Here is a 26,790-nt window from a genome sequence, read left to right as displayed (position 1 = left end):
CACCTTTAGCGGCCAATCAAAAATACAGCCGGGCGTCCGCCCACAGCCGCCTCTGGCGTGGGCAACTGGCGCCAAGCCTTGACGGTGCGGCTCTCAATGCGCTGATCGGCCAGGGTCAGTCCGCTGCACACCGCCAGGCGGCTGTTGTGCTGCAAAGTTTGTAGCAACCCCTGCAGCAGTGCTGCGTTGCGGTAGGGCGTTTCAATGAACATCTGTGTCTGACCGGTCTTCAGGGCCAGTGATTCGAGCTCTTTGATGCGCTGGTTGCGAGCACTGGCTTCTTGCGGCAGGTAGCCCACAAACGCAAAGTTCTGTCCGTTCAGGCCACTGGCAGCCAAGGCCAGCAGCAGAGATACCGGGCCGACCAACGGCACCACCTCCAAACCTAACGCGTGTGCGACACGCACCACCGATGAACCGGGGTCGGCTACCGCGGGCATGCCGGCTTCGCTCACCAAGCCGATGTCGTGGCCTTGCAATGCAGCGGCCAGCAGCGGCGTGGCGTCGAAGTTGCCGGTGTGGTCGCCTTTTTTATGCACCTCGCGCGGCAGTTCTTGGATCTGCTGGGCTTGCACTGGCTGGGCCAAGGGGAACAACGCGTCCACGCGCTTCAGGTAGGCGCGCGTGCTTTTAGCGTTTTCGCAGATCCAGTGCGACAGACGTGCAGCGGTTTGCAGCGTGGCTTGGGGGAGAGCATCGGTCAACGGTGCCTGGCTGTCGCAGCCGAAGTCCAGTGGGGCGGGCACCAGATACAGGCGGCCACGGGGGGAGGTCGATGGCGTGCTCATCAGATGCGGACTCCGGCGGCGCGCAACAACTGGCAGGTGCGGATCAGTGGCAAGCCCACCAGCGCGGTCGGATCGTCGCTTTCAATCGCTTCCACCAGGCTGATGCCGAGCCCTTCGCTCTTGGCGCTGCCTGCGCAGTCGTAGGGCTGCTCGGCCAGCAGGTAGGACTCAATTTCGTCGTCGGTTAAATCGCGAAAACGCACCTTCACCGGCGCCAGTGCGTTTTGGCTGAAGCCTGTGGCCTGGCACACCACGGCCACAGCCGTCTGGAACACCAGTGACTGTCCACGCATACGGCGCAACTGCGCGGTGGCGCGGGCGTGGTCGCCGGGTTTGCCTATGGGCTCGCCGTGCAGGTCGGCCACTTGGTCGGAGCCGATCACCACGGCGTTCGGGAAGCGTTGGGCCACCGCTTGCGCTTTGGCCAGCGCCAGGCGCACGGCAAGGTCTCGCGGCGCTTCGTTGGCCAACGGGGTTTCGTCCACAGCGGGGTCGGCCACGTCGAATGGCAGGCGCAGGCGCTGCATCAACTCGCGCCGGTAGCGGGAGGTGGAGCCCAGAACAACAGTGAGGGTAGGGGAGTCGGGTGTGGAATGCATGGGGCGATTCTCTTACACTGCCAAGATGAAGAAAGAGTCCTCTGCCATTCCCCTTGACGTTCGCGCCTTCGCCCAAAGTGCCGGCCAGCGTTCTGCCAGCGACCCGCTGCAAAAATACGAACGCCTGTTGCAAGACGTGGGCGAAGAGGCGGCCAACGCGCCTGTAGAGTGGTCGGCGCAGGGTGAGTTGCGTCCCGTTACGGGCGGCCCCGGCCAAGTGTGGCTGCATTTGCAGGCGCATTCAACGGTGCCCATGACCTGCCAGCGCTGTCTGTCTAGCGTGGATGTTGAGCTGGATGTGGACCGCTCTTACCGTTTTGTGGCCGATGAGGCCACAGCAGAGGCTGAAGACGAAGATGCTGAGGAAGACGTGCTCGCCATCGACCCCGAATTTGACTTGGCGGTGCTCATCGAAGACGAATTGCTGATGGAAATGCCTCTGGTGCCGGTGCATGACGTTTGCCCGACCGAGGTCAAGCTTGAAGTCGTCGATGAGGACTTTGACAAGGCCATGGCCGACAAGCCCAAGCCCTTTGCAGCCCTCGCCAAGCTGCGTGGTGGGGGGCTCGAATAGGGCCGCTTTGGTCATCCGAAAGACTTGGGTTATAATCAAAGGCTTCGTGCGAAATGGCCCATGGAATACGTTCTTGGGTGAGCGGGGAATCAATTTCTCCATTTCGCCCACTCCTCTCTATTTCAACCGCTTAGTTTCTAGGCGTATTTACTCAGGAGCCAATCATGGCCGTCCAGCAGAACAAAAAGTCTCCTTCCAAGCGCGGTATGCACCGTTCGCACAACGCACTGAACGTGCCCGGCGTGGCTGTTGAGCCCACCACCGGTGAAAACCACCTGCGTCACCACATCAGCCCTAACGGCTTTTACCGTGGTCGTCAGGTGCTGAAGAACAAGTCTGAAGCCTAAGTCGGCTTCAAGCTCGCATGGCCCGGCGCTACTCTGGTGGCAAAGGGCCATTTTTATTGCTCGCTGTGATTCGTTTCCAGCACTTGGGTTGTATTGATCCCGCATGATCACCATTGCTGTTGATTGCATGGGGGGGGACCACGGCGCCAAGGTTACCCTTCCTGCTTGCCGCCAATTCTTGGAACGGCATCCTGACGTCGAGTTGCTGCTGGTCGGTTTGGCTGATAGCTTGGCCGGTTTCACGCATCCACGCGCCCGCATCGTGCCTGCCACTGAAGTGGTGGCCATGGACGACCCGCTAGAGGTCGCTCTACGGCGCAAAAAAGATTCTTCTATGCGCGTGGCCATCCAGCAGGTCAAGGACGGTGCCGCGCAAGCCGCCGTTTCCGCCGGCAACACCGGTGCGCTGATGGCGATTTCGCGCTACGTGCTGAAAACGCTGGACGGCATCGATCGTCCTGCCATCGCTGGCCAAATTCCGAATGCCACAGGCGGGGCCACCACAGTGTTGGACCTGGGGGCCAACGTGGATTGCGAGCCTGAACACTTGTTGCAGTTTGCTGTGATGGGTTCGGCTCTGGTTGCAGCACTCACCGAAAACGAAAACCCCACAGTGGGCTTGCTCAACATTGGTGAAGAAGCCATCAAGGGCAACGACACCATCAAACGCACCGGCGAGTTGCTGCGTGCGGCAGGTGCTGCTGGCGATTTGAACTTCATCGGCAACGTTGAAGGCAACGACATCTACAAGGGCGTAGCCGACTTGGTCGTATGTGATGGCTTTGTGGGTAACGTGGCCTTGAAGGCCAGTGAAGGTGTGGCGACCATGATCGTCAACTTTCTGAAAGCCGAGTTCTCGCGCAATCTGCTCACCAAAATGGCGGCATTGGTGGCCTATCCGGTGTTAAGTGCACTCAAAAGCCGTATGGACTACCGTCGGCACAACGGCGGCGCCTTGTTGGGGCTGCGCGGGCTGGTATTTAAAAGCCATGGTTCGGCCGATGCCTTCGCTTTCGAGCAGGCTTTGAACCGGGCGTATGATGCGGCTCGCCATCAACTGTTGGACCGCGTTCAGGCGCGTATCGCCCATGCAGCACCGCTGTTGCGCCGTGCTGAAGGGGTAGCGCCAGTGGCCGCGACCGCCTCTCACTAAAACTATGACACGATATTCCCGTATCACCGGAACCGGAAGTTATCTGCCCCCGCGTCGCGTGACCAATGCGGATTTGGCGACCGAGTTGGCAACACATGGAGTCGAAACCTCGGACGAGTGGATTGTCGAGCGCACGGGCATCCGCGCACGCCACTTCGCGGCGGCCGATATAGCCAGCAGCGATCTGGCACTGCACGCCTCTCAAAACGCCCTGCAGGCCGCAGGCCTCAAAGCGACCGACATCGATCTGATCATCGTTGCCACGTCCACGCCGGACATGGTGTTCCCGTCAACCGCCTGTATCTTGCAGAACAAACTGGGCGCCAATGGCTGTGCCGCGTTTGACGTGCAAGCGGTGTGCAGCGGTTTTGTTTACGCCCTCACCGTGGCTGACGCCATGATCAAGGCAGGTGCTGCTAACAAGGCCTTGGTGGTCGGCTCTGAAGTCTTCTCACGCATTCTCGATTTCAACGACCGCACCACCTGCGTGTTGTTCGGTGACGGCGCTGGCGCCGTGGTGCTGGAAGCGTCGGAGGCGCCAGGCATTCTGGCGAGCGACTTGCACGCTGATGGCAAACATGTCGACATCTTGTGTGTGCCAGGCAATGTTTCTGGTGGCGACGTGCTGGGCACGGCGTTGTTGAAGATGGATGGTCAAGCGGTTTTCAAACTCGCGGTGGGTGTGCTGGAGCAAGCGGCTCGCGCCACCTTGGCCAAAGCCGAATTGACTGAGGCCGACATCGACTGGTTGATTCCGCACCAGGCCAACATCCGCATCATGCAAAGCACGGCCAAGCGCCTGAAATTGTCGATGGACAAGGTGGTGGTTACCGTCGACCAGCACGGCAACACTTCCGCCGCGTCGATTCCGCTGGCGCTTGACGCTGCCGTGCGCGGCGGCCAGATCAAGAAGGGTGACACGCTGATGCTTGAAGGCGTCGGTGGTGGCTTCACCTGGGGCGCGGTGCTCCTGAAACTATAGTCTTCTACGCAGATTCCAACTGCGTAAAAGCTATTTTTTATCTAAAAGTTCATGAACTCATTTGCTTTTGTCTTTCCAGGGCAGGGGTCGCAGTCTGTTGGCATGCTGGATGCCTGGGGCGATCACCCTGTGGTGCAAGAAACGCTCAAAGAAGCCTCAGACGCTTTGTCTGAAGACGTGGGTCTGCTGATCCAGCAAGGCCCGAAAGAAGCTTTGGCTCTGACCGTCAATACCCAACCGGTGATGTTGGTGGCGGCCGTTGCGGCTTACCGCGTTTGGTTGGCCGAAGGCGGTGCTGCGCCATCCGTGGTGGCTGGCCATTCCCTGGGTGAATACTCGGCGCTGGTCGCTTCGGGTGTGTTGACGCTGGCGCAAGCCGCGCCCTTGGTGCGGTTCCGCGCGCAGGCCATGCAAGACGCTGTGCCCGCAGGCACTGGCGCCATGGCCGCGATTCTGGGCATGCCTGCCGACAAAGTGCAGGCCATTTGCGCTGAAGTGATGCAGGCCACGGGCGAAGTGGCTGAAGCGGTGAACTTCAACGACCCAGGCCAAACCGTGATCGCCGGCAGCAAAGCCGGTGTGGAAAAGGCTTGCGAGGCCTTGAAGGCCGCTGGCGCCAAACGCGCTTTGCCATTGCCAGTGTCGGCGCCCTTCCACTCCAGTTTGATGAAGCCCGCGGCAGAGCGCCTGCGCGAAAAACTGGCCACAGTGACCTTTGCTGTACCGCAGATTCCGGTGGTCAACAACATCGACGTGGCGGTGCAAACCGACGCCGACAAAATCCGCGAAGCCCTATACCGCCAAGCCTTTGGCCCGGTGCGTTGGGTGGAGTGTGTGCAAGCCATCAAGGCGCGGGGTGTGACCACCTTGGTCGAATGTGGCCCCGGCAAGGTGCTGGCCGGCATGACCAAGCGTATCGATGCAGAGTTGACCGGCGTGCCGCTGTTCGACCCTATCAGCCTCGCAGAAGTTAAAGGATTGTTGGGATGAGTGAAGTTCAATTTGCCGGCCAAGTGGCCTTGGTGACCGGCGCGTCGCGCGGCATTGGTGCAGCCATCGCCCATGAACTGGCGGTGCGCGGCTTGAAGGTGGTTGGCACTGCCACCACCGACGACGGTGCTGCCAAAATCAGCCAGGCGCTGGCGGCTTTCCCCGGATGCAAGGGCGCCACGCTCGACGTGAATGACGCCGCCGCCGCTGAGGCGCTGGTCGACAGCATCGTCAAGGAAATGGGGGGGGTGCAGGTGTTGGTCAACAACGCTGGCATCACCCGCGACACCCTGGCCATGCGTATGAAAGATGACGATTGGGACGCGGTGCTGGACACCAACCTCAAGGCCGTTTTCCGCATGAGCCGTGCCGTGATGCGCACGATGATGAAGCAACGTTATGGCCGCATCATCAGCATCACGTCGGTGGTGGGCGCCTCGGGTAACCCGGGCCAAGCCAACTACGCAGCCGCCAAGGCTGGCGTGGCAGGTATGACCCGTGCGCTGGCACGTGAACTCGGTTCGCGTAACATCACCGTCAATTGTGTAGCGCCCGGTTTCATCAACACCGACATGACCGCCGCGCTGGCCGACGAGCAGCAGAAAGCCTTGCTCGGCCAAATTCCGCTGGGCCATTTGGGCCAGCCTTCAGACGTGGCACACGCTGTGGCGTACCTGGCGTCTCCCTCTGCTGGTTACGTGACGGGGCAAGAGTTGCACGTCAACGGCGGCATGTATATGTAAGCTGTCCGACCCGTCGGGCAGTATGTAAAGATCAAGCCGGTCCATCCGTTCGGCAGCCGTAATCGGGAACTAATTCCTGGCTTGGCTAGAATTGCGGATTCTTTTATAACCCTTAGAGGGAACCATGAGCGATATCGAAGCACGCGTTAAGAAAATTATTGCAGAACAACTGGGTGTGGAAGAAACCCAAGTCACCCCAGAAAAAGCCTTCGTGGCCGACCTCGGTGCCGATTCGCTGGACACGGTTGAACTCGTGATGGCTCTGGAAGATGAGTTTGGTATCGAGATCCCTGACGAAGACGCAGAGAAGATCACCACGGTGCAAAACGCCATCGATTACGCTTCGAGCCACCAAAAGGCCTAAGCCGGTTGCGGCGCGATGCCACTAGGCGTCGCGCAGTTTTCCGGCCTGAGACCGGCGCCATGGTCCGCCGCTCTCGCTCTTGATAAGCCGGCGCCGCAACTTGCGGCATTCCCCGCACTCTTGCGGTTAACCAAATCAATCAACTATGTCCCGTCGTCGTGTCGTTGTCACAGGCTTAGGATGCCTGAGCCCTGTGGGTAACACAGTCGCCGATTCCTGGTCGGCTTTGCTGGCTGGGAAGTCCGGTATTGATACCATTCGCAGCTTTGATGCGAGCCCCTTTGCCTGCAAGTTTGCGGGTGAGGTCAAGGGCTTCAATCCCTCTGACATCATGCCGGAGAAAGAAGCGCGTCATATGGACCGTTTCATTCATCTGGGCATGGGTGCCGCGATCGAAGCCGTGGCAGACTCTGGTTTGGCCACCGGGGACGCGCTGTCTGAAGAAGAAGCCACCCGTATTGGCTGCAATATCGGCTCTGGCATCGGTGGCCTGCCCATGATTGAGCAGACCAACGCAGAATTGACGAACCGCGGCCCACGCCGGGTGTCGCCATTCTTTGTGCCGGCCTCCATCATCAACATGATTTCCGGCCACGTGTCGATTCGTTTTGGCTTCAAGGGCCCGAACGTCGCTGTGGTCACCGCCTGCACCACCGGTTTGCACGCCATTGGCCTGTCGGCCCGCATGATCGAATATGGTGATGCAGACGTCATGGTGGCGGGCGGCTCCGAGTCGACCATCTCGCCTCTGGGCATTGGTGGTTTTGCCGCTGCGCGTGCCTTGAGCTTCCGCAACGACGACCCACAAACCGCTTCGCGCCCATGGGACAAAGACCGTGATGGTTTTGTGCTGGGTGAAGGCGCAGGCGTGCTGGTGCTTGAAGAATACGAACATGCCGTGAAGCGTGGCGCCAAGATCTACGCTGAAATCACTGGTTTCGGCATGTCTGGCGATGCGTTCCACATGACCGCACCTAACGTCGACGGTCCACGCCGTTCGATGGAAATGGCGCTGAAGAACGCTGGTGTGAATGCTGATCAGGTCGATTACCTGAATGCACACGGCACTTCCACGCCGCTGGGTGACGTGAACGAAACCAACGCCATCAAGCTGGCGCTGGGCGACCACGCAAAGAAGACAGTGGTGAACTCCACCAAGTCGATGACCGGCCACTTGTTGGGCGGCGCTGGCGGCATTGAAAGCGTGTTCACCGCCTTGGCGGTGTACCACCAGAAGAGCCCGCCCACCATCAACATCTTCAACCAAGACCCTGAGTGCGATCTCGACTATTGCGCCAATACCGCGCGTGACTTGAAGATCGACATTGCCGTCAAAAACAACTTCGGTTTTGGCGGCACCAACGGCACCTTGGTGTTCAAGCGCGTCTGACGCGCTTGAATGAAGCCAAGTCTGGCGCTGCTCGCGTCGTCTAGCGGCTCTGGTTTGACTCCACCATGCAGCGCGCGCCAGCGGTTCGGTTCCCGGCGCGACGCCCGCGCCGTTTCGGCTGGTTTCTCGCGCTGGTCTGGCTCTGCGGTGCTGCAGCTTGTGCATGGTGGTGTTTCTCGTCATGGCAATGGACTTGGCGCCATGTTCTGGGCGCAGCAAGCAGCAGTGCTGCTCTGCGGCGTCGGCGCTGCCGCCAGTTGGCGCAAGCTCTACACCGGCGAATTGCATTGGGATGGCCAACAATGGTGGGCAGAACCTACCGCGAGTACTTCTGTCGAAGACGCTTCAGCCGTACACCCGCGCCTATGCTTCGATGCTTTCAATCTCTTTTTCTTGCGACTGGATGTGCCTGGCGGTGGCCGATCGCAATGGTGCGGCCTGCAGCGCGTCGATGATCCTGCCCTTTGGGGGGACTTGCGCCGTGCGTTATATTCCTCCGGCACCGCATCTGGCACCCCGCCTGCGGCGCCCGACACCGGAATGGGTGCGAACTGAAGAATGACGAGCTTGCCTCCTTTGCCGCCCCTGCCGCCTGAGACCACTGCGCCACTCGTGCCATCTGAGTCGGCCGCGCCACCGCCCGCCAGGCAGGCCACCACGAATGCTGCGAACGACAGCGACTTGATGCTGGTCGAGCGCACGGTTGCGGGCGACCAAAAGGCGTTTGAACTGCTGGTGGTGAAGTACCAGCGGCGTATCCAGCGCCTGATTGGCCGCATGGTGCGCGACGTTGACCTGGTCGAAGATATCGCCCAGGAGACATTCATCCGCGCCTACCGCGCGCTGCCGAAGTTCCGTGGCGACGCTCAGTTCTACACCTGGCTCTATCGCATTGCGGTGAATACGGCCAAGAAGTCATTGCTGGAATTGAAGCGCGACCCGACCATCAGCGAGGCAGCGTTACGTTCATCTGATGAAGATGATGAAACTTCTTTCCGCGATAACGAACCAATCAGTGACGAGACCCCCGATACCGTGCTGGCGGCGCAGCAAATATCGAACATGGTGAACACCGCGATGGATGCATTGCCTGAGGATTTACGTCAGGCGGTCACCCTGCGCGAGATCGAAGGCATGAGCTATGAAGACATTGCAGAAACCATGAATTGCCCGATCGGAACGGTACGGTCACGGATTTTCAGGGCGCGTGAAGCCATTTCCGCGCGGGTCAAGCCACTGCTGGAAAAACAGACCGGCAAAAGATGGTGAGATCGACGATGACAAGGTCGACGAAATGGCACAGGGCGGCAAACCAGGGTTGGTTTGGCTCCAAACGGTGAAGACAGGTGATGGAAATGAATACGGAACAAACCCAAGCGCAACGCGAAATGTTGTCCGCCCTGATGGACGGCCAACTGCAGGGCGCCGCTTTTGCGGACACAGTGGAGCGCCTGGCGGATGACTCTGTGGCCCAAGCCGACTGGCATTGCTACCACGTGGTCGGCGATGTTTTGCGTTCGCGCGAACTCGCCGATTGCGCGGGTGACGCCGCATTCCTGTCGCGCTTTCAAGCCCGTTTGGCACAAGAGCCACGCTTCGATCGCCCCTCCTCGTTGCCGCAAGTGACACCGCAATTTGCTTCTGAATTGGTAGCTGCTTCCGCAGAGCCTTCGAGCGTTACAAGCATTTTTGATGCTAAATCCAAGAGAACCCAAGCCAGCGAAGACCAAGCAGCGAACCAAAGCAGTTTCCGCTGGAAGCTGGTGGCTGGCTTCGCTTCGCTAGCAGCAGTGTCGGCCATTGGTTGGAATATGTTGGCTGTGTCTGCGCCTGCCTTGAGTGGCTCGGGCGCGCAGTTGGCGCAGGCAAGTGAATTTTTCCGTCAGTCGCCTTCGCCAGTTGTGCTGGCGTCGGCCGCCATGCCTGCGGCGCAAAACGCAGGACCAGTGTTGATTTCCACCACAATGGGCGCGCCCGAGTCCGCAACGCAAATCCAAGGCGCTGAATCCCGCACCACAGCCGTAGCCGGTCTGCCTGCAGGTGCCACAACAGCGCAAACCGTCACGCTTGCCAGTGGTGAGCCTCAAGTGATGATCCGCAACCCGCGGCTGGATGCTTTGATGGCCGCACACAAGCAGTTCGGTGGTGCATCGGCCTTGCAAACGCCTGCGCCGTTTTTGCGCGAAGCGACGTTTGAGTCGCCTGAGCAATAAGCCCATGCGTACCGGTTTGGAAAGTCATTGATGCGAAGTGAGTTTTTGGGGCGCTGCGTTGGCGTAGTGGTTTGCTGCATGGCGCCTTGGGTGGTGCTCGCGCAAACGACGGCTCCGACCTCGGCAAATGGTGTGTTTTCGCAACCACCTGTGCCTTTGGCTGAATCTCGTCCGCCTGTGGCCGCAGAGTCGGAACGTGGTGTGGCCGAATGGCTGCTGCGCATGCACGAAGCCTCGCGCAAACGCGACTACGTGGGCACGTTTGTCGTGTCGTCCGGCATGGGCAATTTGTCGAGTGCGCGCATCTGGCATGCCTGCGAAGGCGAAGACCAGGTTGAACGCATGGAGGCCCTGACCGGCGCACCGCGTACCACCTTCCGCCGCAACAACCAAGTGGTCACCTTGCTGCCCGAGAGCAAGGTCGCCGTGATGGAGCGGCGCGACTCTTTGGGGCTGTTTACCAATCTGCTGCAGTCCAGCGGTTCGGCCATTCCCACGTTCTACAGCGCCAAGCGCGTGGGCCGCGACCGCGTAGCCGGTTACGACGCCGACGTGGTGATGCTCAAACCCAAAGACAACCTGCGCTACGGCTACCGCATCTGGAGCGAGAAGAAGTCCGGTCTCGTGGTGAAGCTGCAAACACTGGATGGCAAGGGCAAGGTGTTGGAGCAGGCGGAGTTTTCCGAGTTGCAGATCGATGCCCCTGTGCGCATCGACAAGCTGACGCAGATGATGGCCAACACCAACGGCTACAAGGTCCAGAAGGTCGCCATGACCAAGACCACGGCGCTGGAAGAAGGCTGGGTTTTGAAGAACGACGTTCCGGGCTTCCAGCCGCTCAACTGCTACCGCCGCCAGGTGTCTGCCACGCAGCCCGAGCTGTCGAACGGCACGCTGCAGTGGATCTTCTCGGACGGCCTGGCCTCGGTTTCGCTGTTCGTCGAAACCTTCGACCCGCAGCGCCACTTGCAACCTGGCTACATGGCCTTGGGTGCCACACAATCTTTGTCGGTGCGCAACAGCGACTGGTGGGTGACCGTGGTCGGTGAAGTGCCACCCAGCACCCTCGAAACGTTTGCCCGTGCGTTGGAACGCAAGAACTAAGCAAGTGACAGCCTCGCGGCTGTTCTTGTGTAGTCTTGTGTTGTGATCACATGCTGGCCTGTTGATTCGCCCGGCACGACCCCATATTGGCCCCCATACTGTCTGTTATTTTGAAAGTAGGCGAGATGATGTTGCTGCAAGCCCATTCCAAAAAACTGCGCGTGGCTGCTCTGGCTTTTGCCATGGCAAGCACGGCCGGCTTGACGCTGGCGCCGGTGCAATCGGTCCACGCGCAAGCCGCTACACGTGTGCTGCCCGATTTCACCGACTTGGTGGAGCAGGTGGGACCATCGGTGGTCAACATCCGCACCCTGGAGAAGGTCTCGGCTAAGGCCGATGGTGATGGCGCGGATGAAGAGATGCTGGAGTTCTTCCGGCGTTTTGGCATTCCTATTCCTCCCAACGCTCCTCGCCAGCAAGGCCCGCGCCAACAGCGCCCGCAGCCGCAGCCTGACGAAGAGCAGCCACGCGGTGTGGGTTCGGGTTTCATCCTCAGCGCCGATGGCTTGATCATGACCAACGCTCACGTGGTCGAAGGTGCTGACGAGGTGCTCGTCACGCTGACCGACAAACGCGAGTTCAAAGCCAAGATCATCGGCAGTGACAAACGCACCGATGTGGCTGTGGTGAAGATCGAAGCCACTGGGCTGCCAGCCGTGAAGATCGGTGATGTGAGCCGTTTGAAGGTGGGCGAGTGGGTGATGGCTATTGGCTCACCGTTTGGCCTGGAGAACACGGTTACCGCTGGCATCGTCAGCGCCAAGCAGCGCGACACTGGTGACTATCTGCCTTTCATCCAGACCGATGTGGCCATCAACCCCGGCAACTCGGGCGGCCCGCTGATCAACATGCGCGGCGAAGTGGTCGGCATCAACAGCCAGATCTATTCGCGCTCGGGTGGTTTCATGGGCATCTCGTTTGCGATCCCGATCGATGAAGCCACACGCATCAGCGAGCAACTGCGCACTACCGGCAAGGTGTCGCGCGGTCGTATCGGCGTGCAGATTGGCCCCGTCTCCAAGGACGTGGCCGAGTCCATCGGTTTGGGCAAGCCGCAAGGCGCCTTGGTCAGCGGTGTGGAGCCCGGCTCGCCTGCTGAAAAGGCTGGTGTAGAGGCGGGCGACATCGTCGTCAAGTTCGACGGCAAGGCCATCGACAAGTTCTCTGACCTGCCGCGCATGGTGGGCAACACCAAGCCCGGCAGCAAGAGCACGGTGACCGTGTTCCGTCGCGGCGCCACGAAGGACTTGAGCCTGACGATTGCTGAGGTGGAAGCCGATAAGCCCACCAAGAAAGCCTCAGCGAAAGAGGACAAGCCAGCGGCCAAACCCTCTACCGCCGGCCAAGTGCTGGGCTTGACGGTGAGCGACCTGACCGACGCACAAAAGAAAGAGCTGAAGGTCAAGGGGGGTGTGAAGGTGGATGCCGCTGTGGAAGGTGCTGCGCGTGCCGGTGTGCGCGAGGGGGACGTGATCCTGGCGATTGCCAATACCGAGGTTGGCTCTGTCAAAGAATTCGAAGCCGTACTGGCCAAAGCCGACAAGAGCAAACCCGTGAACGTGCTGGTACGCCGTGGCGAGTGGGCCCAATACGCTTTGATCCGCCCCAGCAAATAGAGACCTTGGGAGGCGTTGGCTGACGCGGTTTAGGCCGCTTGGCCGGTAGTCCGAAAGCCCCCAAAGCCCCTAGCTAAAGCTCGGGTTTTGGGCGGTTTTAAAGGGGATAAAAGAGGGGTTTAGGGTCGTCGTAACAAAATATTCAACCCCAAATTTGTCGTTAGTAGGTTGGTGCTTGCTAACTTGTAAAAATGGCTTATGACGAATTTGGATAGAATCACGGCCTTGTTCTCGTCATTCTGGGCATATCGAGTTTTGCGAAAACCACCATGCGAGACAAAATACGATAGAGCACAGGTGATCCACAGTTCACCCACAAGTTGTTCAGATATCTATCCACCGTTGCTGTGCATAAGTTGTGTATAAAATGCATGTTGTGACACTGCAACGATGCCTGACCCGGCTGGGTTGGGGTTTGCGAATCAGCCTTTTTGCCTACAATGAAGTTCCAACTATCGCAGTTGCCAAAGATTGTTGGTTCAGGGCGCGTTCTACCAAACGCGCCCTTTTTTCGTTTACGTGTTCATTAAATTCAATTACTTAAAGCTTCTCGTTGATGAATCACATCAGAAATTTTTCCATCATCGCGCACATTGACCATGGCAAGTCAACGTTGGCCGATCGATTGATCCAGCGCTGCGGTGGTCTCGCCGAGCGCGAGATGGAGGCCCAGGTTCTCGATTCGATGGACATCGAAAAAGAACGTGGGATAACTATCAAGGCGCAGACTGCAGCGCTGCAATACAAAGCGAAAGACGGTCAGGTCTACAACCTCAACTTGATCGACACACCGGGCCACGTCGACTTCTCTTATGAAGTGAGTCGTTCACTGTCCGCATGCGAAGGCGCGTTGCTTGTCGTCGATGCATCACAAGGTGTTGAAGCACAGACCGTGGCCAACTGCTACACCGCGTTGGACCTCGGTGTGGAAGTGCTGCCTGTGCTCAACAAGATGGACTTGCCGAATGCAGATCCAGACAACGCACGCGCTGAGATTGAAGACGTGATTGGCATCGATGCCACCGACGCGATTCCATGCTCAGCGAAGAGCGGCATGGGCATCGATGAAATCCTGGAAGCCGTGGTGGCGAAGGTGCCCGCACCCCGTGGCAATCCTGATGCGCCGCTGCGCGCGATGATCATCGACAGCTGGTTCGATCCGTACGTTGGTGTGGTGATGTTGGTGCGTGTGGTCGATGGCCGTTTGGGCAAGGGCGAGCGCTTCAAGATGATGGCCACAGGCGCGGCATACAACGCCGACAACCTGGGTGTGTTCACCCCAGCCAACCAGCCACGTGCATCGCTTGAAGCGGGTGAGGTGGGCTACATCATCGCCGGCATCAAAGAGCTGCAAGCTGCCAAGGTGGGTGACACCGTCACGCTGGAAAAGAAGTTGCCAAACAACCTCGGCCCGGCCGAAGAAGCATTGCCAGGCTTCAAGGAAATCCAGCCGCAGGTGTTTGCCGGTTTGTACCCCACCGAAGCCAGCGAGTACGACTCGCTGCGCGACGCGCTCGAGAAGCTCAAGCTCAACGACGCTTCACTGCACTACGAGCCCGAAGTCAGCCAGGCGCTGGGCTTTGGTTTCCGCTGTGGTTTCCTTGGTTTGCTGCACATGGAAATTGTGCAAGAGCGTCTGGAGCGTGAGTTCGACCAAGACCTGATCACCACCGCGCCCAGCGTGGTCTACCAGGTGATGAAGAACGATGGTGAAGTGTTGATGGTGGAAAACCCATCGAAGATGCCCGACACCGGCAAGATGGCTGAGATCCGCGAACCCATCGTCACCGTGCACCTCTACATGCCGCAAGAGTATGTGGGCGTGGTGATGACGCTGGCCAACCAAAAGCGCGGCGTGCAGATGAACATGGCCTACAAGGGCCGCCAGGTGGTGCTGACTTACGAAATGCCGCTCGGCGAGATCGTGCTCGACTTCTTCGACAAGCTGAAGTCGGTGAGCCGTGGCTACGCTTCCATGGACTACGAGTTCAAAGAGTACCGCGCATCCGACGTGGTCAAGGTTGACATCTTGCTCAACGGCGAGAAGGTCGATGCCTTGTCCATCATCGTGCACCGTTCGCAGTCGGTGTACCGTGGCCGCGCCGTGGTGAGCAAGATGCGCGAGATCATTTCACGCCAGATGTACGACGTGGCCATCCAGGCGGCCATCGGCGCCGGCATCATTGCGCGTGAGACAATCAAAGCACTGCGCAAGAACGTGCTCGCCAAGTGTTATGGCGGCGATATTTCGCGCAAGAAGAAGCTCCTCGAAAAACAAAAAGCCGGTAAAAAACGCATGAAGCAAATCGGCTCGGTCGAAGTGCCGCAAGAGGCGTTTCTGGCCATTCTGCAAGTGGAAGACTGATGCAATTTCTGACCTCGATCATTTTGGCCGCCTTTGTGGGCTACGCCGGCGCCTGGTACATGGGTTTTCTCGAAGGCAACTTTGCACTTCTGCTGTTTCTGGCAACGGTGGTCACCGGCATCTACTGGGTGGCAGAGCGCTTTTACTTTGCGCCCCGGCGCGAACTGGCTGCGGCCAACCTCGATGCTGAAATGGCCCGCCGCGCCGGCGAGCTGACCCAGCAAGGCATTCAACAGCTCGACACCCCTACGGCTGACGCGCGCGAGCGCATCACCGCCCAGCCTTGGTGGCTGGACTGGACCGCTGGCCTGTTCCCGGTGATTCTGGTTGTGTTCTTGCTGCGCTCGTTTTTGTTCGAGCCCTTCAAGATCCCTTCGGGCTCCATGATCCCCACGCTGTTGATCGGCGACCTGATCCTGGTGAACAAGTTCCACTACGGTGTGCGCCTGCCGGTACTCAACACCAAGGTGACCGAAGGCACGCCGCCCGCGCGTGGCGACGTGATGGTGTTCCGTTACCCACCCAACCCGACACAGGACTACATCAAGCGTGTGGTCGGCATTCCGGGGGACGAAGTGGCCTACCTGAACAAGCGCCTCACCATCAACGGCAAGGTGATTGCCACTTCCGCAGTGCCCGAGTTCTTCGACGAAGACACCATGCAGTACTTCAAGCAGTTTGAAGAAACCGGCTTGGGCGACAAACCGCACCGTATCTTGAACGACGATGGTCGCCCGGCCTTTGTTCCCGGCGCGAGCGATTTCCAATATAAAGATAACTGTCGTTACACCGTTGAAGGCGTGGTCTGCAAAGTGCCCGAAGGCCACTACTTCATGATGGGCGACAACCGGGACAATTCGCTGGATTCGCGTTTCTGGGGCTTCGTGCCAGACAAGAACATCGTTGGTAAAGCGTTCTTTGTCTGGATGAACTTCGGCAATCTCAAGCGTATTGGCTCTTTCAATTAACCGGTCAATCCATAAAAAACTTGGGTAGGGAACATTTCCGTATGAAGAGTTCTTTGAAGTCTCGGCAGCGTGGCCTGTCTTTTATCGGGCTGGTGTTGACCGCCGCCATCATCGTTTTCCTGTTCGTGGTGGGCGCCCGTGTGGTGCCCACGGTGATCGAACACCAAGCCATTCTCAAAGCGGTTGAGAAGGCCAAGACAGGCACGACGGTCGCGGAAGTGCGCACCATCTTCGACAAGGCCGCGAATATCGACGACATCTCGTCGATCTCGGCAAAAGACTTGGACATCAGCAAAGAAGGCGACAAGGTCGTCGTTGCTTTTGCCTACAACAAAGAAATCGAATTGTTCGGAAACGCCTACCTGCTCATCAAATACCAAGGTCGATCCAAGTAGCGTGAACGATGGTCTATTGGCGCTCCAGCAGCGCCTGCAACATGTTTTTTCCAATCCCAAGCTGCTGGAGCGTGCCACCACGCACCGCAGCTTTTCTGCGGACCACAACGAGCGGCTCGAATTCCTTGGCGACTCGGTTCTGAACCTCGCCGTCGCCAGCTTGCTCTACGCGCGCCTGAGCGCGTTGCCCGAGGGCGACTTGTCGCGCGTGCGGGCCAGCCTGGTCAAGCAAGACACCCTGCACCCCTTGTCTGTAGAACTCGGCCTGCCCGAAGTGCTGCGCCTGGGCGAGGGCGAAATGCGCTCGGGCGGCAACAAGCGCCCGTCCATCCTGGCCGATGCGCTGGAAGCCGTGATTGGCGCCGTCTACCTCGACGCCGGTTTTGCCGCTGCCGAAGCCCTGGTGCACCGCATTTTTGAGAAGGTCGAGATCAACGCAGCCCTGGCAGCGTCGTCCAAAGACGCCAAAACCGAGTTGCAAGAGTGGCTGCAAGGGCGCAAGATGAAGGTGCCTGTGTACCGCGTGGTCAGTGTGTTGGGCGCAGCCCATCGGCAGACCTTCGACGTCGAATGCGCCATCGCCGAGCTGGGGTTGACCGAGCGCGGCATTGGCGGCTCGCGCCGAGCTGGCGAAACCGCTGCCGCCGTGGCCATGCTGGCCAAACTCCATTCCAAGCGCTGAAACAGCATCTGCTTCAGCGCCTTTTTTGCTCCGAATTCAGCCGTGAAGGCCCCCTATGACCGCAACCAACACCCCCACGCCTGACGGCCCAACGCCCGAGCCCGAAGACAACGCCGCCAGCCTGGAAGGCATGCTCGCTGCGCTGAAGAAGCCCGGCGACGCTGCCACGCTGCCGGCCGATCCGCGTTGCGGCTTGGTGGCCATTGTGGGTAAGCCCAACGTCGGCAAGTCCACGCTGCTGAACGCGCTGGTGGGGCAGAAGATCAGCATCACCTCACGCAAGGCACAAACCACGCGCCACCGCATCACCGGCATGCGCACGCGTGGTAACACGCAGTTTGTGTTTGTCGACACGCCTGGCTTCCAAACCCTGCACAACAACGCACTCAACCGCGCCCTGAACAAAACCGTCAAGGGTGCTGTGGGCGATGTGGATCTGGTGCTGTTTGTGGTGGAGGCCGGCAGCTTCACCCCGGCGGACGCCAAAGTGCTGGAGCTGCTGAAGGGCGACGCGCCGGTGCTGCTGATTGCCAACAAGTTCGACAACGTGCACCGCCGCGCCGACATCGCGCCCTGGCTGCAAAGCATGCAGGAACGCCACCCGTTTGCCGAGTTCGTGCCGATGTCGGCCAAGAATGCCAAAGACATCGAACGTCTGTTCGACATCTGCGGCAAATACATGCCCGCCCAAGCCTGGTGGTACGCCGCCGACGAACTCACCGACCGCAGCGAGAAATTCCTCGCCTCGGAAACCGTGCGCGAAAAGCTGTTCCGCCTGACTGGCGACGAGCTGCCCTACACCTCGACCATCGTCATCGACAAGTTCGAAGAAGAGCCACCGCAAAAGGCTGGCCAAAAGCGCCTGCTGCGCATCGCCGCCACCATCATCGTGGAGCGCGACGGCCACAAGGCCATGATTATTGGCGACAAGGGTGAACGCATCAAACGCATCGGCACCGAAACCCGCGTCGATTTGGAGCGTTCGCTCGACTGCAAAGTGTTCATCGAGCTGTGGGTCAAAGTTCGCTCCGGCTGGGCTGACGACGAAGCCCGTGTGCGCTCCTTTGGCTACGAGTGACTCCCCCAGTCTCTTTGACTTTGCTTAAACGCCAGTTCCTCCGCGAGGAACTGCGTTAATGGCCGCCAAACAGCGCGTCCATGAAGAAGCCGCCTACGTGGTGCACCGCTATGACTGGAGCGAGTCCAGCCTGATCCTGGACGTGTTCACCCGTGGCATGGGGCGCATCGCCCTGGTGGCCAAGGGCGCCAAGCGGCCCAGTTCCAACTTTCGCCCCATCTTGCTACCGCTGCAGCCACTGCGTGTGGTGTTTGGCGGCGAGGGCGATATCCGCAACCTCAAAGGCGCGGAGTGGGTTGGCGGTCATGTGATGCCCACGGGCGAAGCGCTGCTGTCGGGCCTGTACCTCAACGAGTTGCTGCTGCGCCTGCTGGCCCGCGACGATCCCCACACCACCTTGTTCGATGCTTATGGCGACGCCGTGCAGCTTTTGGCGTTGGGGCTGCCCGAGCTATTGGAGCCCGGCTTGCGCGCGTTTGAGCTGCTGTTGCTGCGCGAAACCGGCTTGCTGCCGGTGCTGGGCGTGCAGACCATGACGCAGCAGCCCTTGGATGCCGACACACGCTACAGCCTGGTGGCAGAAGGCGGCCTGCGCCAAAGCCATGCGGACGACCGCGCCAGCCTCACCGGCGCACAATGGCTGCAACTGCAACGCAGCCTGGAAACACATGAAGCCCGCCACTCCGCCACGGGCAGTCCGTTCGCCGCCACATTGCGCGCCTGCGCCGAGGTGGGCGCCGGCCTCAAGCCCCAACTGCGCAACCTGCTGCACTACCATTGCGGTGTCGCCACGCTACACACGCGGCGCATGATGATGGATTTGCAGAACATCTGATTCCCTGAACCCGCTTGCCGAGATTGCCATGACCACCGCCTTGACTACAGCGAAGACCGCACTTTCCGTCAACATCAACAAAGTCGCGCTGGTGCGCAACACGCGCCACCTGGGCATTCCCAGCGTCACGCGCGCTGCCGAGCTGTGCCTGCAAGCGGGGGCCCACGGCATCACCGTGCACCCCCGGCCCGACGAGCGCCACATCCGCGCGCACGACGTGCACGACCTGGCCGCGCTGATGAAAAACTGGCCAGGGCGCGAGTTCAACATCGAAGGCAACCCCTACCAAAACCTGATGGACTTCATCCGCGCCGTGCGGCCCACGCAGTGCACCTTTGTGCCCGACAGCGAAGACCAGTTCACCAGCGACCACGGTTGGGATCTGTCGCCGCAGAGTGGCAATGCCGAGCGCCTGCGCCCGCTGATTGCCGAATGCCAAGCCCTGGGCGTGCGCGTCAGCCTGTTCATGGATCCAGACCCTGCTGCCATGGCCGCCGCCAAAGCCGTGGGCACCGACCGCGTCGAGCTTTACACCGAGAGCTACGCCAGCAGCTACGGTACCCCCAAGTTTCAAGAGGTTTTGAGCCAGTTTGCGCAGACCACACAAGCGGCAGTAGCTCTTAATTTAGGAGTGAATGCCGGCCACGACCTGAGCCGTGAGAACCTCACCGACTTTCTGCGCGCCTGCCCCGGCGCGCAAGAGGTGTCGATCGGCCACGCCCTGGTGGCCGACGCGCTGGAACTGGGCTACTCGGCCACGGTGCAAGACTACCTGCGCTGCATCGATGCAGCCTTTGCTAGCTAACCCATCGCCCACATGATCTACGGTATCGGCACCGACATCTGCGACGTACGCCGCATCCGCGCCAGCCTGGAGCGCCACGGCGACCGCTTTGCCGAGAAGGTGTTGAGCGAGGCCGAGCTCGCCACCTGGCGCAAACGTGGGGCGCGCTGGCCCGAGCGCGGCGTGCGTTACCTGGCCACGCGCTTCAGCGCCAAAGAAGCCTTCAGCAAGGCCATTGGCATGGGTATGCGCATGCCGATGACCTGGCGGCTGTGCGAGATCAGCAATCTGCCCAGCGGCCAGCCCGTGATCGTGCTGCACGGCGTGCTGCGCGAATGGTTTGAAGAGCGCAAGCTGACCGCCCACGTGACCGTGACCGACGAGACCGACTACGCCGCCAGCTTTGTGGTGGTGGAGAAGCCGGGCAGTTGATCTCGCTGGACTGCCTTGGATTGAATATTTGCTACTGAATTCGTAGCTTCTTACGCTTGTTCAGCAAGCGTAAAAGTCTGATTTTCTTAAAAGGAATAAACCGTGTTCAACCACGCTCCCGTGATCCTTGATGTGGCCGGCACGGCCCTGACCGCCGCCGACCGCCGCCGCTTGCAAAACCCGCTCACCGGCGGTGTGATCCTCTTCGCCCGCAACTGGCAAGACCGGCACCAGTTGCTGGAGCTCACCAGCGCCATCAAGGCCATACGCAGCGACCTGTTGATCTGCGTGGACCACGAAGGCGGGCGCGTGCAGCGCTTCCGTACCGACGGCTTCACCCACGTGCCGCCGATGCGTGCCTTTGGCGAGCTGTGGATGGACGACGGCAAGGGCGCCAAGGCACTGCCGGGCAGCGGTGCCCTGCGCGCGACCAACGCCGCCACGGCGGCCGGTTACGTGCTGGGCAGCGAGTTGCGCAGCTGCGGTGTGGATTTCAGCTTCACGCCGGTGCTCGACCTCGACTGGGGCGAAAGCGGCGTGATCGGCGACCGCGCCTTCCACCGCGACCCGCGTATGGTGGCCCTGCTGGCCAAGAGCCTGATGCACGGCCTGCTGCAGGCGGGCATGGCGAACTGCGGTAAACACTTTCCAGGGCACGGCTTCGTCAAGGCCGACTCGCACACCGACATCCCGGTGGACAAGCGCAGCCTGAAGGCCATCCTGGCCGACGACGCCGCGCCGTACCCGTGGTTGTCCAGCACGCTCACCAGCGTGATGCCAGCGCACGTGATCTACCCCAAGGTGGACGCGCGCCCGGCAGGCTTTTCGGCACGCTGGCTGCAAGACATCCTGCGCGGGCAGATGCGCTTTGACGGCGCCATCTTCAGCGACGACCTGAGCATGGAAGCCGCGCGCCGCCTCGACGGCGAAGTGCTGAGCTACACCGATGCGGCCGTGCTGGCCTTGGCCGCCGGCTGCGACATGGTGCTGCTGTGCAACCAGAGTCTGGGCGACGGCCAGGCGGTGGATGAATTGCTCGACGGCCTGGCCCAGGCCCAAGCCAAGGGCCGCTGGCAAGCGCTGGAGGCCAGTGAGGCGCGCCGTCAGGCCTTGTTGCCTGAAACCGCGCCCCAGCCGTGGGACGACCTGATGGTGCAGCCCGCCTACATGCAGGCGTTGGACTTACTTCCCTGAGGGTGAATTAGCCGTCGCAGGTGCGGTCGCTTCAGCGGCGGTGCCTGCATCAGCAGGCGGCAATGCATGCGGTAGCGGCTGCCGGTGATGCGGCGCCGTGCGCCAGTGGCGCACCACGCGCTGGAAGATCAGCGTGTTCGGGATCTGCAGCCAGGCGTCTTTCTCGGGCGAATCAAAGTCCTGCAGCACGGTGTAGAGCATGTTGATTTCGATCACCTGGCCGCGAATGCCAGGCTTCTCGCCGCTGTCGATCAGCTCGATGTAGTCGCCCAAGCGGAACGGCCGCATGGTGAAGATCAGCAGCGCGCAGTAGAAGTTCGACAACACACTCCACACCGCAAAAAACGCCACCGCGCCCACGGCCGCGAAGCTGGAGAAGGCTGTCCACAGCACAGCGGCCGACACCCCCAGGCGCTCCAGAATCATCAGGAACGCGCCCGCGCGGATGACCCAACGCAGCACGCCCAGGATGGGCACCATCAACTCTTGCGGCCACTGATAGCGGTCGGCCACGCGCTTGAGGATGTGGCGGATGGTGTGGTGCACCACGGTGGCCAGCACCATGATCATCAGGATCTGCAGGCCGGGCACAACGATGTCCAGCCATTCGTGCAGCCATTCGGGAATGTAGTTTTGAACCTTGCGCATGTGAAATAAGCAGGGGTGCCGCAGCACCCCTTGTTCATGGTTTTAAGCGGTCAACAGTTACTGTACTTCGCGGCGCAGCGCGGGGAACAGAATCACGTCGCGGATGCTGGGGCTGTCGGTCAGCAACATCATCAGGCGGTCAATGCCGATGCCGCAGCCGCCGGTGGGGGGCATGCCGTATTCCAGCGCGCGCACAAAGTCGTGGTCGTAGAACATGGCTTCGTCGTCGCCGCTGTCCTTGGCTTCCACCTGCGCATTGAAGCGCGCGGCTTGGTCTTCGGCGTCGTTCAGCTCCGAGAAGCCGTTGCCGAATTCGCGGCCGGTGATGTACAGCTCAAAACGCTCAGTCACTTCAGGGCGGCTGTCGTTGGCGCGCGCCAGTGGCGAGATTTCGGTGGGGTGTTCCATGATGAAGGTGGGCTGCCAGAGCTTTTCTTCGACGGTTTCTTCAAAGTACAGGACCTGCAGGCTGGCCAGGCTGCGCGTCGACAGCTTGTTCTTGGCTTCGTTCAAGCCCAGCTTCTTCAGCGCGTTGGTCAGCCACTCGGCGTTGGTCACGTTGTCGCCGGCGTCGGTGTACTTGACGATGGCTTCGACAATCGTCAGGCGCTCGAACGGCTGGCTCAGATCGACTGGCTTGTCGGCATAGGTGAGTTGCAGCGAACCGGTGGCCTTTTGTGCGGCGTCGCGGATCAGCGTTTCGGTGAAGTTCATCAGGTCCTGGTAATTCCAGTAGGCCGCGTAGAACTCCATCATGGTGAACTCGGGGTTGTGGCGCACCGAGATGCCTTCATTGCGGTAGCTGCGGTTGATTTCAAACACGCGCTCAAAGCCGCCCACGATCAGCCGCTTCAAGTACAACTCGGGCGCAATGCGCAGGAACATTTCCTGGTCGAGCGCGTTGTGGTGCGTCTTGAACGGCTTGGCGTTGGCACCGCCAGGAATGGGGTGCAGCATCGGCGTCTCAACTTCCAGAAAGCCGTTGCCCACCATGAACTCGCGCAGCGCGCTCACAGCCTTGCTGCGGGCGGCAAAGCGTTGGCGTGCCGACTCGTCGGTGATCAAGTCGACATAACGCTGGCGATACTTTTGCTCCTGGTCGGCCATGCCGTGGAACTTGTCGGGTAGGGGGCGCAGGCTCTTGGTCAACAGGCGTACGCTGGTAGCGTGGATCGACAGTTCGCCCGTCTTGGTGCGGAACATGCGGCCTTCAGCGGCCACGATGTCGCCCAAGTCCCAGTGCTTGAACAGAGCGTAGGTCTCTTCACCCACGTCGTCGCGCGACACGTAGATCTGGATGCGGCCAGTGCTGTCTTGCAGCGACGCAAAGCTGGCCTTGCCCATCACGCGCTTGAGCATCATGCGGCCGGCCACCGACGCCGTGGTGCCCGCAGCCACCAACTCTTCGGCGGTTTGCTCGGCGTGGGTTGCGTGCAACTGCGCGGCACGGTCGGCCGGTTTGAAGTCGTTCGGAAACGCCACCCCTTGCCCTTCGGCCTGCCGTTGGCGAATCGCCTTGAGTTTTTCGCGGCGTTCGGCGATCAGCTTGTTCTCGTCTTGCGGGGCGGGGGCGGCAGGGTTGATGGTTTGATCGGACATATCTTTGGAATTTTGGTGTTGGCTTTTGAAGCTCGCTATGCCAGCGCCCGAAGGAGCCAGGCGCGGAAACCCGCCATTTTAAGTTTTCCGCAGCGGGTAGGTGGCTGCGGACGGAAATCTAGTGTCTTGCGCGCGCTTGGCTAGTGTGTGATGCCGTCGCGGCGCAGCACTTTGAAGAAGGTACGCCATAGGATGCGGATGTCCAGCCACAGGCTTTGGTGCGCCAGGTAGTAGGCGTCCATTTCCACCTTTTGCGGGATCGGCACATCGTCACGCCCGTTGATCTGCGCCCAGCCGGTGAGCCCCGGCAGCAACGTATGCACGCCGCGCTCGGTGCGCAAGGTAATCAAATCGTGCTGGTTGAACAACGCAGGGCGCGGCCCCACAAAACTCATGTCGCCCACCAGAATGCTCCAAAGCTGCGGCAACTCGTCCAGGCTGCTCTTGCGGAGGAAACCGCCAATCGGCGTGAGAAAGCTCTCCGGCTTGGCCAGCAGGTGCGTGGCGACCTCGGGCGTGTCGGTGCGCATGCTGCGGAACTTGGGCATGCGGAAAATGCGATTGTGGCGGCCTACGCGGTCTGACCAGTAGAGGGCGGGGCCGGGGGAGGTGAGTTTGACGGCGATGGCGACGATCGCGACAGGGAGCGCCAGCGCGATCCCGGCCAAAGCAGCCAACAGAAAATCAAGGAAGCGTTTCATGTAGATAGGAATTCAACGGCAGCACGGCGCAGGCCTTCCTCTACGGACACGGGCGGCGCCCAGCCTAGCAACGACTTAGCCTTGGAAATATCGACCTGCAGGTTGCCACATAGCCTTTCGGCGGCAGCGCGCCTGCCAACCAAGCGCGCACCTGCCATCAGCCACCTGGCAGGCACCGGGACTAAGCGAGCAGGGCGATTTAATGCGATCCCCAACCGGCGCACCAAGTCGGTGGTGGACAGATCCTCTCCGTCGCTAACGAAAAACGTCTCGTGAGCGGCTGCCGGGTGGGTGAGGCAAGTGATGATCAAGTCCACAAGGTTGTCTACTGCCACCAAACTGCGCAGATTGCCTAGTGAGCCCAGCGGCAGCGGGACACCTTTCGCAATCATCCCCATCAACGCTGCAAAGTTGGCCTTTACACCGGGGCCGTAAACCAGAGGAGGGCGAATGATCACGACCTCCATGCCCGTTTCAGCCGCGATCTGCCGCAAACCTTGCTCTGCTTCGTGTTTGCTGATGGCATAGGGATCTTGAGGGCAAGGAGGCTCAATTTCGCGTAAAGCATGGCCCACCGTAGAGCGCTCACCGTTGACCTTGACGGAGCTGATGAAAACAAATCGACGGACTCCAGCCGCAGCGGCCTGACGTGCGAGGTGAAGAGTCCCGCCCACGTTGGCGGCTCTAAATGCGATGAACGGATCGGCGCTGGCGTCTGCCATCACATGCACACGTGCGGCCAGATGGATCACACATGCAACTTGCTCAAGCGCCTGGGTCCAGTCGGTGCTCACATCGATGCCATTTGCTGCAATGAAATCTGGCAGAGCGAAGGGGGAAGATTTGACTTCATTCGCACGCGCAGTGCGTCGTACAGCAACCGGTGCCCATGGGTGAGCCTGCAGGGTTCGAAGCAAGGCACTGCCGACGAAACCGCTGGCACCCGTCACCAGGCATACGGGAGGGTTTTTGGGCGGGCAGATAGGAATCAACACCGGGAGCAATGTTCTTTCATCTAAACTCTGTGAACTTTGGACTTGATTGTAGAAAGCAAGGACTGCTGTTAGGCATTGAATGGCGAAATTGCTTTATCTGATCTCCGAAGACTGGTTCTTTTGCTCCCACTTCATGGACCGAGCCAAGGCTGCACAAGCCGAGGGCTTTGAAGTTTTGGTGCTGACACGAGAGAGCCGGCATGGGCACCTTATCCGTGAAGCCGGATTCCGGTTGTTGCCGCTAGAGATGGAGCGCAGCAGTACCAACTTATGGAAGGAAGGGCGGGTGTTGCGCCAAGTGTGGTCCACGTACCGGCGCGAGCGACCTGAACTGGTGCACCACGTGGCTCTCAAGCCCATCATTTACGGCAGCCTAGTTGCTCGGTTCCTCGGCATTCGCGGAATCGTGAATGCGCCTGTCGGGATGGGTTATCTATTCACCTCCCGCCACTTCAAGGCCACGTTGCTGCGTCCGGTTGTGCGTGTGCTGCTCAAGGGCTTGCTCAATCCGCGTGGCAGTAAAGTGGTGTTTGAAAATGACGAAGATTTACAGACCACCGTCTCCAACGGTACGGTTCGATCTGCAGATGCCGTGTTGATTCAAGGTGCCGGAGTGGACACGACGCGTTTCCACCCAACGCTGGCACCCGCCGGCCCGCCTGTTGTGGTGATGGCGGCCCGGATGCTTAAGGACAAAGGTGTGAAGGAATATGTTGAAGCAGCGGCACTCCTGAAACAGCGCGGTGTAGCAGCTAAATTTTGGTTGGTAGGGGCACCCGATCCTGGCAACCCCTCTTCATTTACCACCGCTGAGCTGCAGGCTTGGCAATCCGAAGGTGCCGTCGAATGGTTAGGCCATCGAGAGGATATGGCTGCGCTGCTGAGAAACTGCCATATCGCCTGCTTGCCGTCTTATCGCGAAGGTTTGCCAAAGTTCTTGCTTGAGGCCATGGCCAGCGGGCTCGCGGCGGTGAGTACGGATACCACGGGGTGCCGGCATGCTGTTCAGGAAGGGGTTTCTGGCTTACTGGTTCCCGTACGCGATGCCCACGCGCTGGCAGACGCTTTGCAAAAACTCATCATCGATGAGCCGCAACGTGTGCGAATGGGGGGCGCAGGACGCCTGCGTGCGCTGAATACGTTTTCTAACCAGCAGATCCAGCAATTGACGTTGGTGCAATATCAACAACTCGTCTCGCATGGTTAATCCCGTGAATGGAGATACCCTTCAAGAACAACGGATGGGGCTGA

29 protein-coding genes are annotated in these 26,790 nt (G+C 60.1%); 23 read left to right on the top strand and 6 right to left on the bottom strand.

The annotated features are described in order from the left end of the window. Positions 1-5: 5 nt before the first annotated feature. Positions 6-788 carry an SAM-dependent methyltransferase gene (locus ACPWMG_RS22880; RefSeq protein WP_483301798.1) on the bottom strand — a complete coding sequence of 261 codons (783 nt, stop codon included), beginning with the start codon at positions 786-788 and terminating at the stop codon, positions 6-8. Further along, positions 788-1,387, bottom strand: a complete 600-nt coding sequence (locus tag ACPWMG_RS22875) for a Maf family nucleotide pyrophosphatase (protein ID WP_483301797.1) — start codon at positions 1,385-1,387, stop codon at positions 788-790. Before ACPWMG_RS22875 ends, ACPWMG_RS22880 begins: the two co-directional genes overlap by 1 nt. A 25-nt stretch (positions 1,388-1,412) precedes the next feature. Here ACPWMG_RS22875 and ACPWMG_RS22870 point away from each other — a divergent pair, with 25 nt between their 5' ends. The 22 genes from ACPWMG_RS22870 (at position 1,413) to nagZ (ending at position 21,596) form a co-directional block, all read left to right on the top strand. After that, entirely contained in the window at positions 1,413-1,961 is a 549-nt protein-coding gene (locus tag ACPWMG_RS22870; protein ID WP_483301796.1) for a YceD family protein, read from the top strand. Between the two features lie 164 nt (positions 1,962-2,125). Beyond that, positions 2,126-2,308, top strand: a complete 183-nt coding sequence (gene rpmF / locus ACPWMG_RS22865) for a 50S ribosomal protein L32 (protein ID WP_422830996.1) — start codon at positions 2,126-2,128, stop codon at positions 2,306-2,308. 103 nt (positions 2,309-2,411) lie between these two features. After that, entirely contained in the window at positions 2,412-3,461 is a 1,050-nt protein-coding gene (gene plsX / locus ACPWMG_RS22860) for a phosphate acyltransferase PlsX (RefSeq protein ID WP_483301795.1), read from the top strand. A 4-nt stretch (positions 3,462-3,465) separates the two neighbouring features. Continuing rightward, complete coding sequence (locus tag ACPWMG_RS22855; RefSeq protein ID WP_483301794.1) at positions 3,466-4,443, top strand: beta-ketoacyl-ACP synthase III; 978 nt, start codon at positions 3,466-3,468, stop codon at positions 4,441-4,443. A gap of 51 nt (positions 4,444-4,494) precedes the next feature. Then, the gene (fabD, locus tag ACPWMG_RS22850) at positions 4,495-5,433 is read left to right on the top strand and encodes an ACP S-malonyltransferase (protein ID WP_483301793.1); all 939 of its coding nucleotides are present in this window, start codon (positions 4,495-4,497) and stop codon (positions 5,431-5,433) included. Next, positions 5,430-6,176, top strand: coding sequence for a 3-oxoacyl-ACP reductase FabG (fabG, locus tag ACPWMG_RS22845; protein WP_483301792.1), 747 nt, complete (start codon positions 5,430-5,432; stop codon positions 6,174-6,176). Before fabD ends, fabG begins: the two co-directional genes overlap by 4 nt. A gap of 124 nt (positions 6,177-6,300) precedes the next feature. Beyond that, positions 6,301-6,540, top strand: coding sequence for an acyl carrier protein (acpP, locus tag ACPWMG_RS22840; protein ID WP_422831002.1), 240 nt, complete (start codon positions 6,301-6,303; stop codon positions 6,538-6,540). A 145-nt stretch (positions 6,541-6,685) separates the two neighbouring features. Continuing rightward, positions 6,686-7,930, top strand: a complete 1,245-nt coding sequence (gene fabF / locus ACPWMG_RS22835; protein WP_483301791.1) for a beta-ketoacyl-ACP synthase II — start codon at positions 6,686-6,688, stop codon at positions 7,928-7,930. A 9-nt stretch (positions 7,931-7,939) separates the two neighbouring features. Further along, positions 7,940-8,485, top strand: coding sequence for a hypothetical protein (locus ACPWMG_RS22830; protein WP_483301790.1), 546 nt, complete (start codon positions 7,940-7,942; stop codon positions 8,483-8,485). A gap of 129 nt (positions 8,486-8,614) precedes the next feature. Continuing rightward, positions 8,615-9,199, top strand: coding sequence for an RNA polymerase sigma factor RpoE (rpoE, locus tag ACPWMG_RS22825; RefSeq protein ID WP_483305316.1), 585 nt, complete (start codon positions 8,615-8,617; stop codon positions 9,197-9,199). Between the two features lie 86 nt (positions 9,200-9,285). Then, on the top strand, positions 9,286-10,143 hold the full coding sequence (locus tag ACPWMG_RS22820; protein WP_483301789.1) for a sigma-E factor negative regulatory protein: 858 nt from the start codon (positions 9,286-9,288) through the stop codon (positions 10,141-10,143). 150 nt (positions 10,144-10,293) lie between these two features. Then, entirely contained in the window at positions 10,294-11,247 is a 954-nt protein-coding gene (locus ACPWMG_RS22815; RefSeq protein ID WP_483305315.1) for a MucB/RseB C-terminal domain-containing protein, read from the top strand. Between the two features lie 182 nt (positions 11,248-11,429). Continuing rightward, positions 11,430-12,863: a DegQ family serine endoprotease gene (locus ACPWMG_RS22810; protein ID WP_483305314.1), complete on the top strand. Its 1,434-nt coding sequence runs from the start codon at positions 11,430-11,432 to the stop codon at positions 12,861-12,863. 556 nt (positions 12,864-13,419) lie between these two features. After that, on the top strand, positions 13,420-15,228 hold the full coding sequence (gene lepA, locus ACPWMG_RS22805) for a translation elongation factor 4 (protein WP_483301788.1): 1,809 nt from the start codon (positions 13,420-13,422) through the stop codon (positions 15,226-15,228). Next, positions 15,228-16,196 (top strand): signal peptidase I, encoded by a 969-nt coding sequence (gene lepB, locus ACPWMG_RS22800; RefSeq protein WP_483301787.1) that lies wholly within the window; start codon positions 15,228-15,230, stop codon positions 16,194-16,196. The genes lepA and lepB overlap by 1 nt, the downstream gene beginning before the upstream one ends. A 41-nt stretch (positions 16,197-16,237) precedes the next feature. Next, positions 16,238-16,591, top strand: coding sequence for a DUF4845 domain-containing protein (locus tag ACPWMG_RS22795; RefSeq protein ID WP_483301786.1), 354 nt, complete (start codon positions 16,238-16,240; stop codon positions 16,589-16,591). Between the two features lies 1 nt (position 16,592). Further along, positions 16,593-17,273, top strand: coding sequence for a ribonuclease III (gene rnc / locus ACPWMG_RS22790; RefSeq protein WP_483301785.1), 681 nt, complete (start codon positions 16,593-16,595; stop codon positions 17,271-17,273). Between the two features lie 130 nt (positions 17,274-17,403). After that, positions 17,404-18,351, top strand: a complete 948-nt coding sequence (era, locus tag ACPWMG_RS22785) for a GTPase Era (RefSeq protein WP_483305313.1) — start codon at positions 17,404-17,406, stop codon at positions 18,349-18,351. Between the two features lie 58 nt (positions 18,352-18,409). Beyond that, positions 18,410-19,186, top strand: a complete 777-nt coding sequence (gene recO, locus ACPWMG_RS22780) for a DNA repair protein RecO (RefSeq protein ID WP_483301784.1) — start codon at positions 18,410-18,412, stop codon at positions 19,184-19,186. Between the two features lie 28 nt (positions 19,187-19,214). After that, complete coding sequence (locus ACPWMG_RS22775) at positions 19,215-19,991, top strand: pyridoxine 5'-phosphate synthase (protein ID WP_483301783.1); 777 nt, start codon at positions 19,215-19,217, stop codon at positions 19,989-19,991. Between the two features lie 12 nt (positions 19,992-20,003). Next, positions 20,004-20,402, top strand: coding sequence for a holo-ACP synthase (acpS, locus tag ACPWMG_RS22770; protein ID WP_483301782.1), 399 nt, complete (start codon positions 20,004-20,006; stop codon positions 20,400-20,402). Between the two features lie 102 nt (positions 20,403-20,504). After that, positions 20,505-21,596, top strand: a complete 1,092-nt coding sequence (gene nagZ / locus ACPWMG_RS22765; protein WP_483301781.1) for a beta-N-acetylhexosaminidase — start codon at positions 20,505-20,507, stop codon at positions 21,594-21,596. Here the strand turns inward: nagZ and ACPWMG_RS22760 are convergent. From ACPWMG_RS22760 to ACPWMG_RS22745, 4 genes are all read right to left on the bottom strand, one after another. Continuing rightward, positions 21,585-22,244: a mechanosensitive ion channel domain-containing protein gene (locus tag ACPWMG_RS22760; RefSeq protein ID WP_483301780.1), complete on the bottom strand. Its 660-nt coding sequence runs from the start codon at positions 22,242-22,244 to the stop codon at positions 21,585-21,587. The two genes, nagZ and ACPWMG_RS22760, sit on opposite strands and share 12 nt — an antisense overlap. Before the next feature lie 57 nt (positions 22,245-22,301). Beyond that, positions 22,302-23,843 carry a lysine--tRNA ligase gene (gene lysS, locus ACPWMG_RS22755; RefSeq protein ID WP_483301779.1) on the bottom strand — a complete coding sequence of 514 codons (1,542 nt, stop codon included), beginning with the start codon at positions 23,841-23,843 and terminating at the stop codon, positions 22,302-22,304. Positions 23,844-23,983: 140 nt separating this feature from the next. Beyond that, positions 23,984-24,544, bottom strand: a complete 561-nt coding sequence (locus ACPWMG_RS22750; protein ID WP_483301778.1) for a sugar transferase — start codon at positions 24,542-24,544, stop codon at positions 23,984-23,986. Continuing rightward, on the bottom strand, positions 24,541-25,539 hold the full coding sequence (locus tag ACPWMG_RS22745) for a UDP-glucose 4-epimerase family protein (RefSeq protein ID WP_483301777.1): 999 nt from the start codon (positions 25,537-25,539) through the stop codon (positions 24,541-24,543). Before ACPWMG_RS22745 ends, ACPWMG_RS22750 begins: the two co-directional genes overlap by 4 nt. 79 nt (positions 25,540-25,618) lie before the next feature. Between ACPWMG_RS22745 and ACPWMG_RS22740 the strand changes: the two genes are divergently transcribed. After that, on the top strand, positions 25,619-26,746 hold the full coding sequence (locus ACPWMG_RS22740) for a glycosyltransferase family 4 protein (protein WP_483301776.1): 1,128 nt from the start codon (positions 25,619-25,621) through the stop codon (positions 26,744-26,746). Positions 26,747-26,790: the final 44 nt, after the last annotated feature.

The organism is Hydrophilobacter chitinilyticus, assembly GCF_049860745.1.
GTDB lineage: Bacteria > Pseudomonadota > Gammaproteobacteria > Burkholderiales > Burkholderiaceae_C > Rhodoferax_B.
Note: the sequence above shows the minus strand (reverse complement) of the source record. Positions and strands in the feature narration are given on the sequence as shown.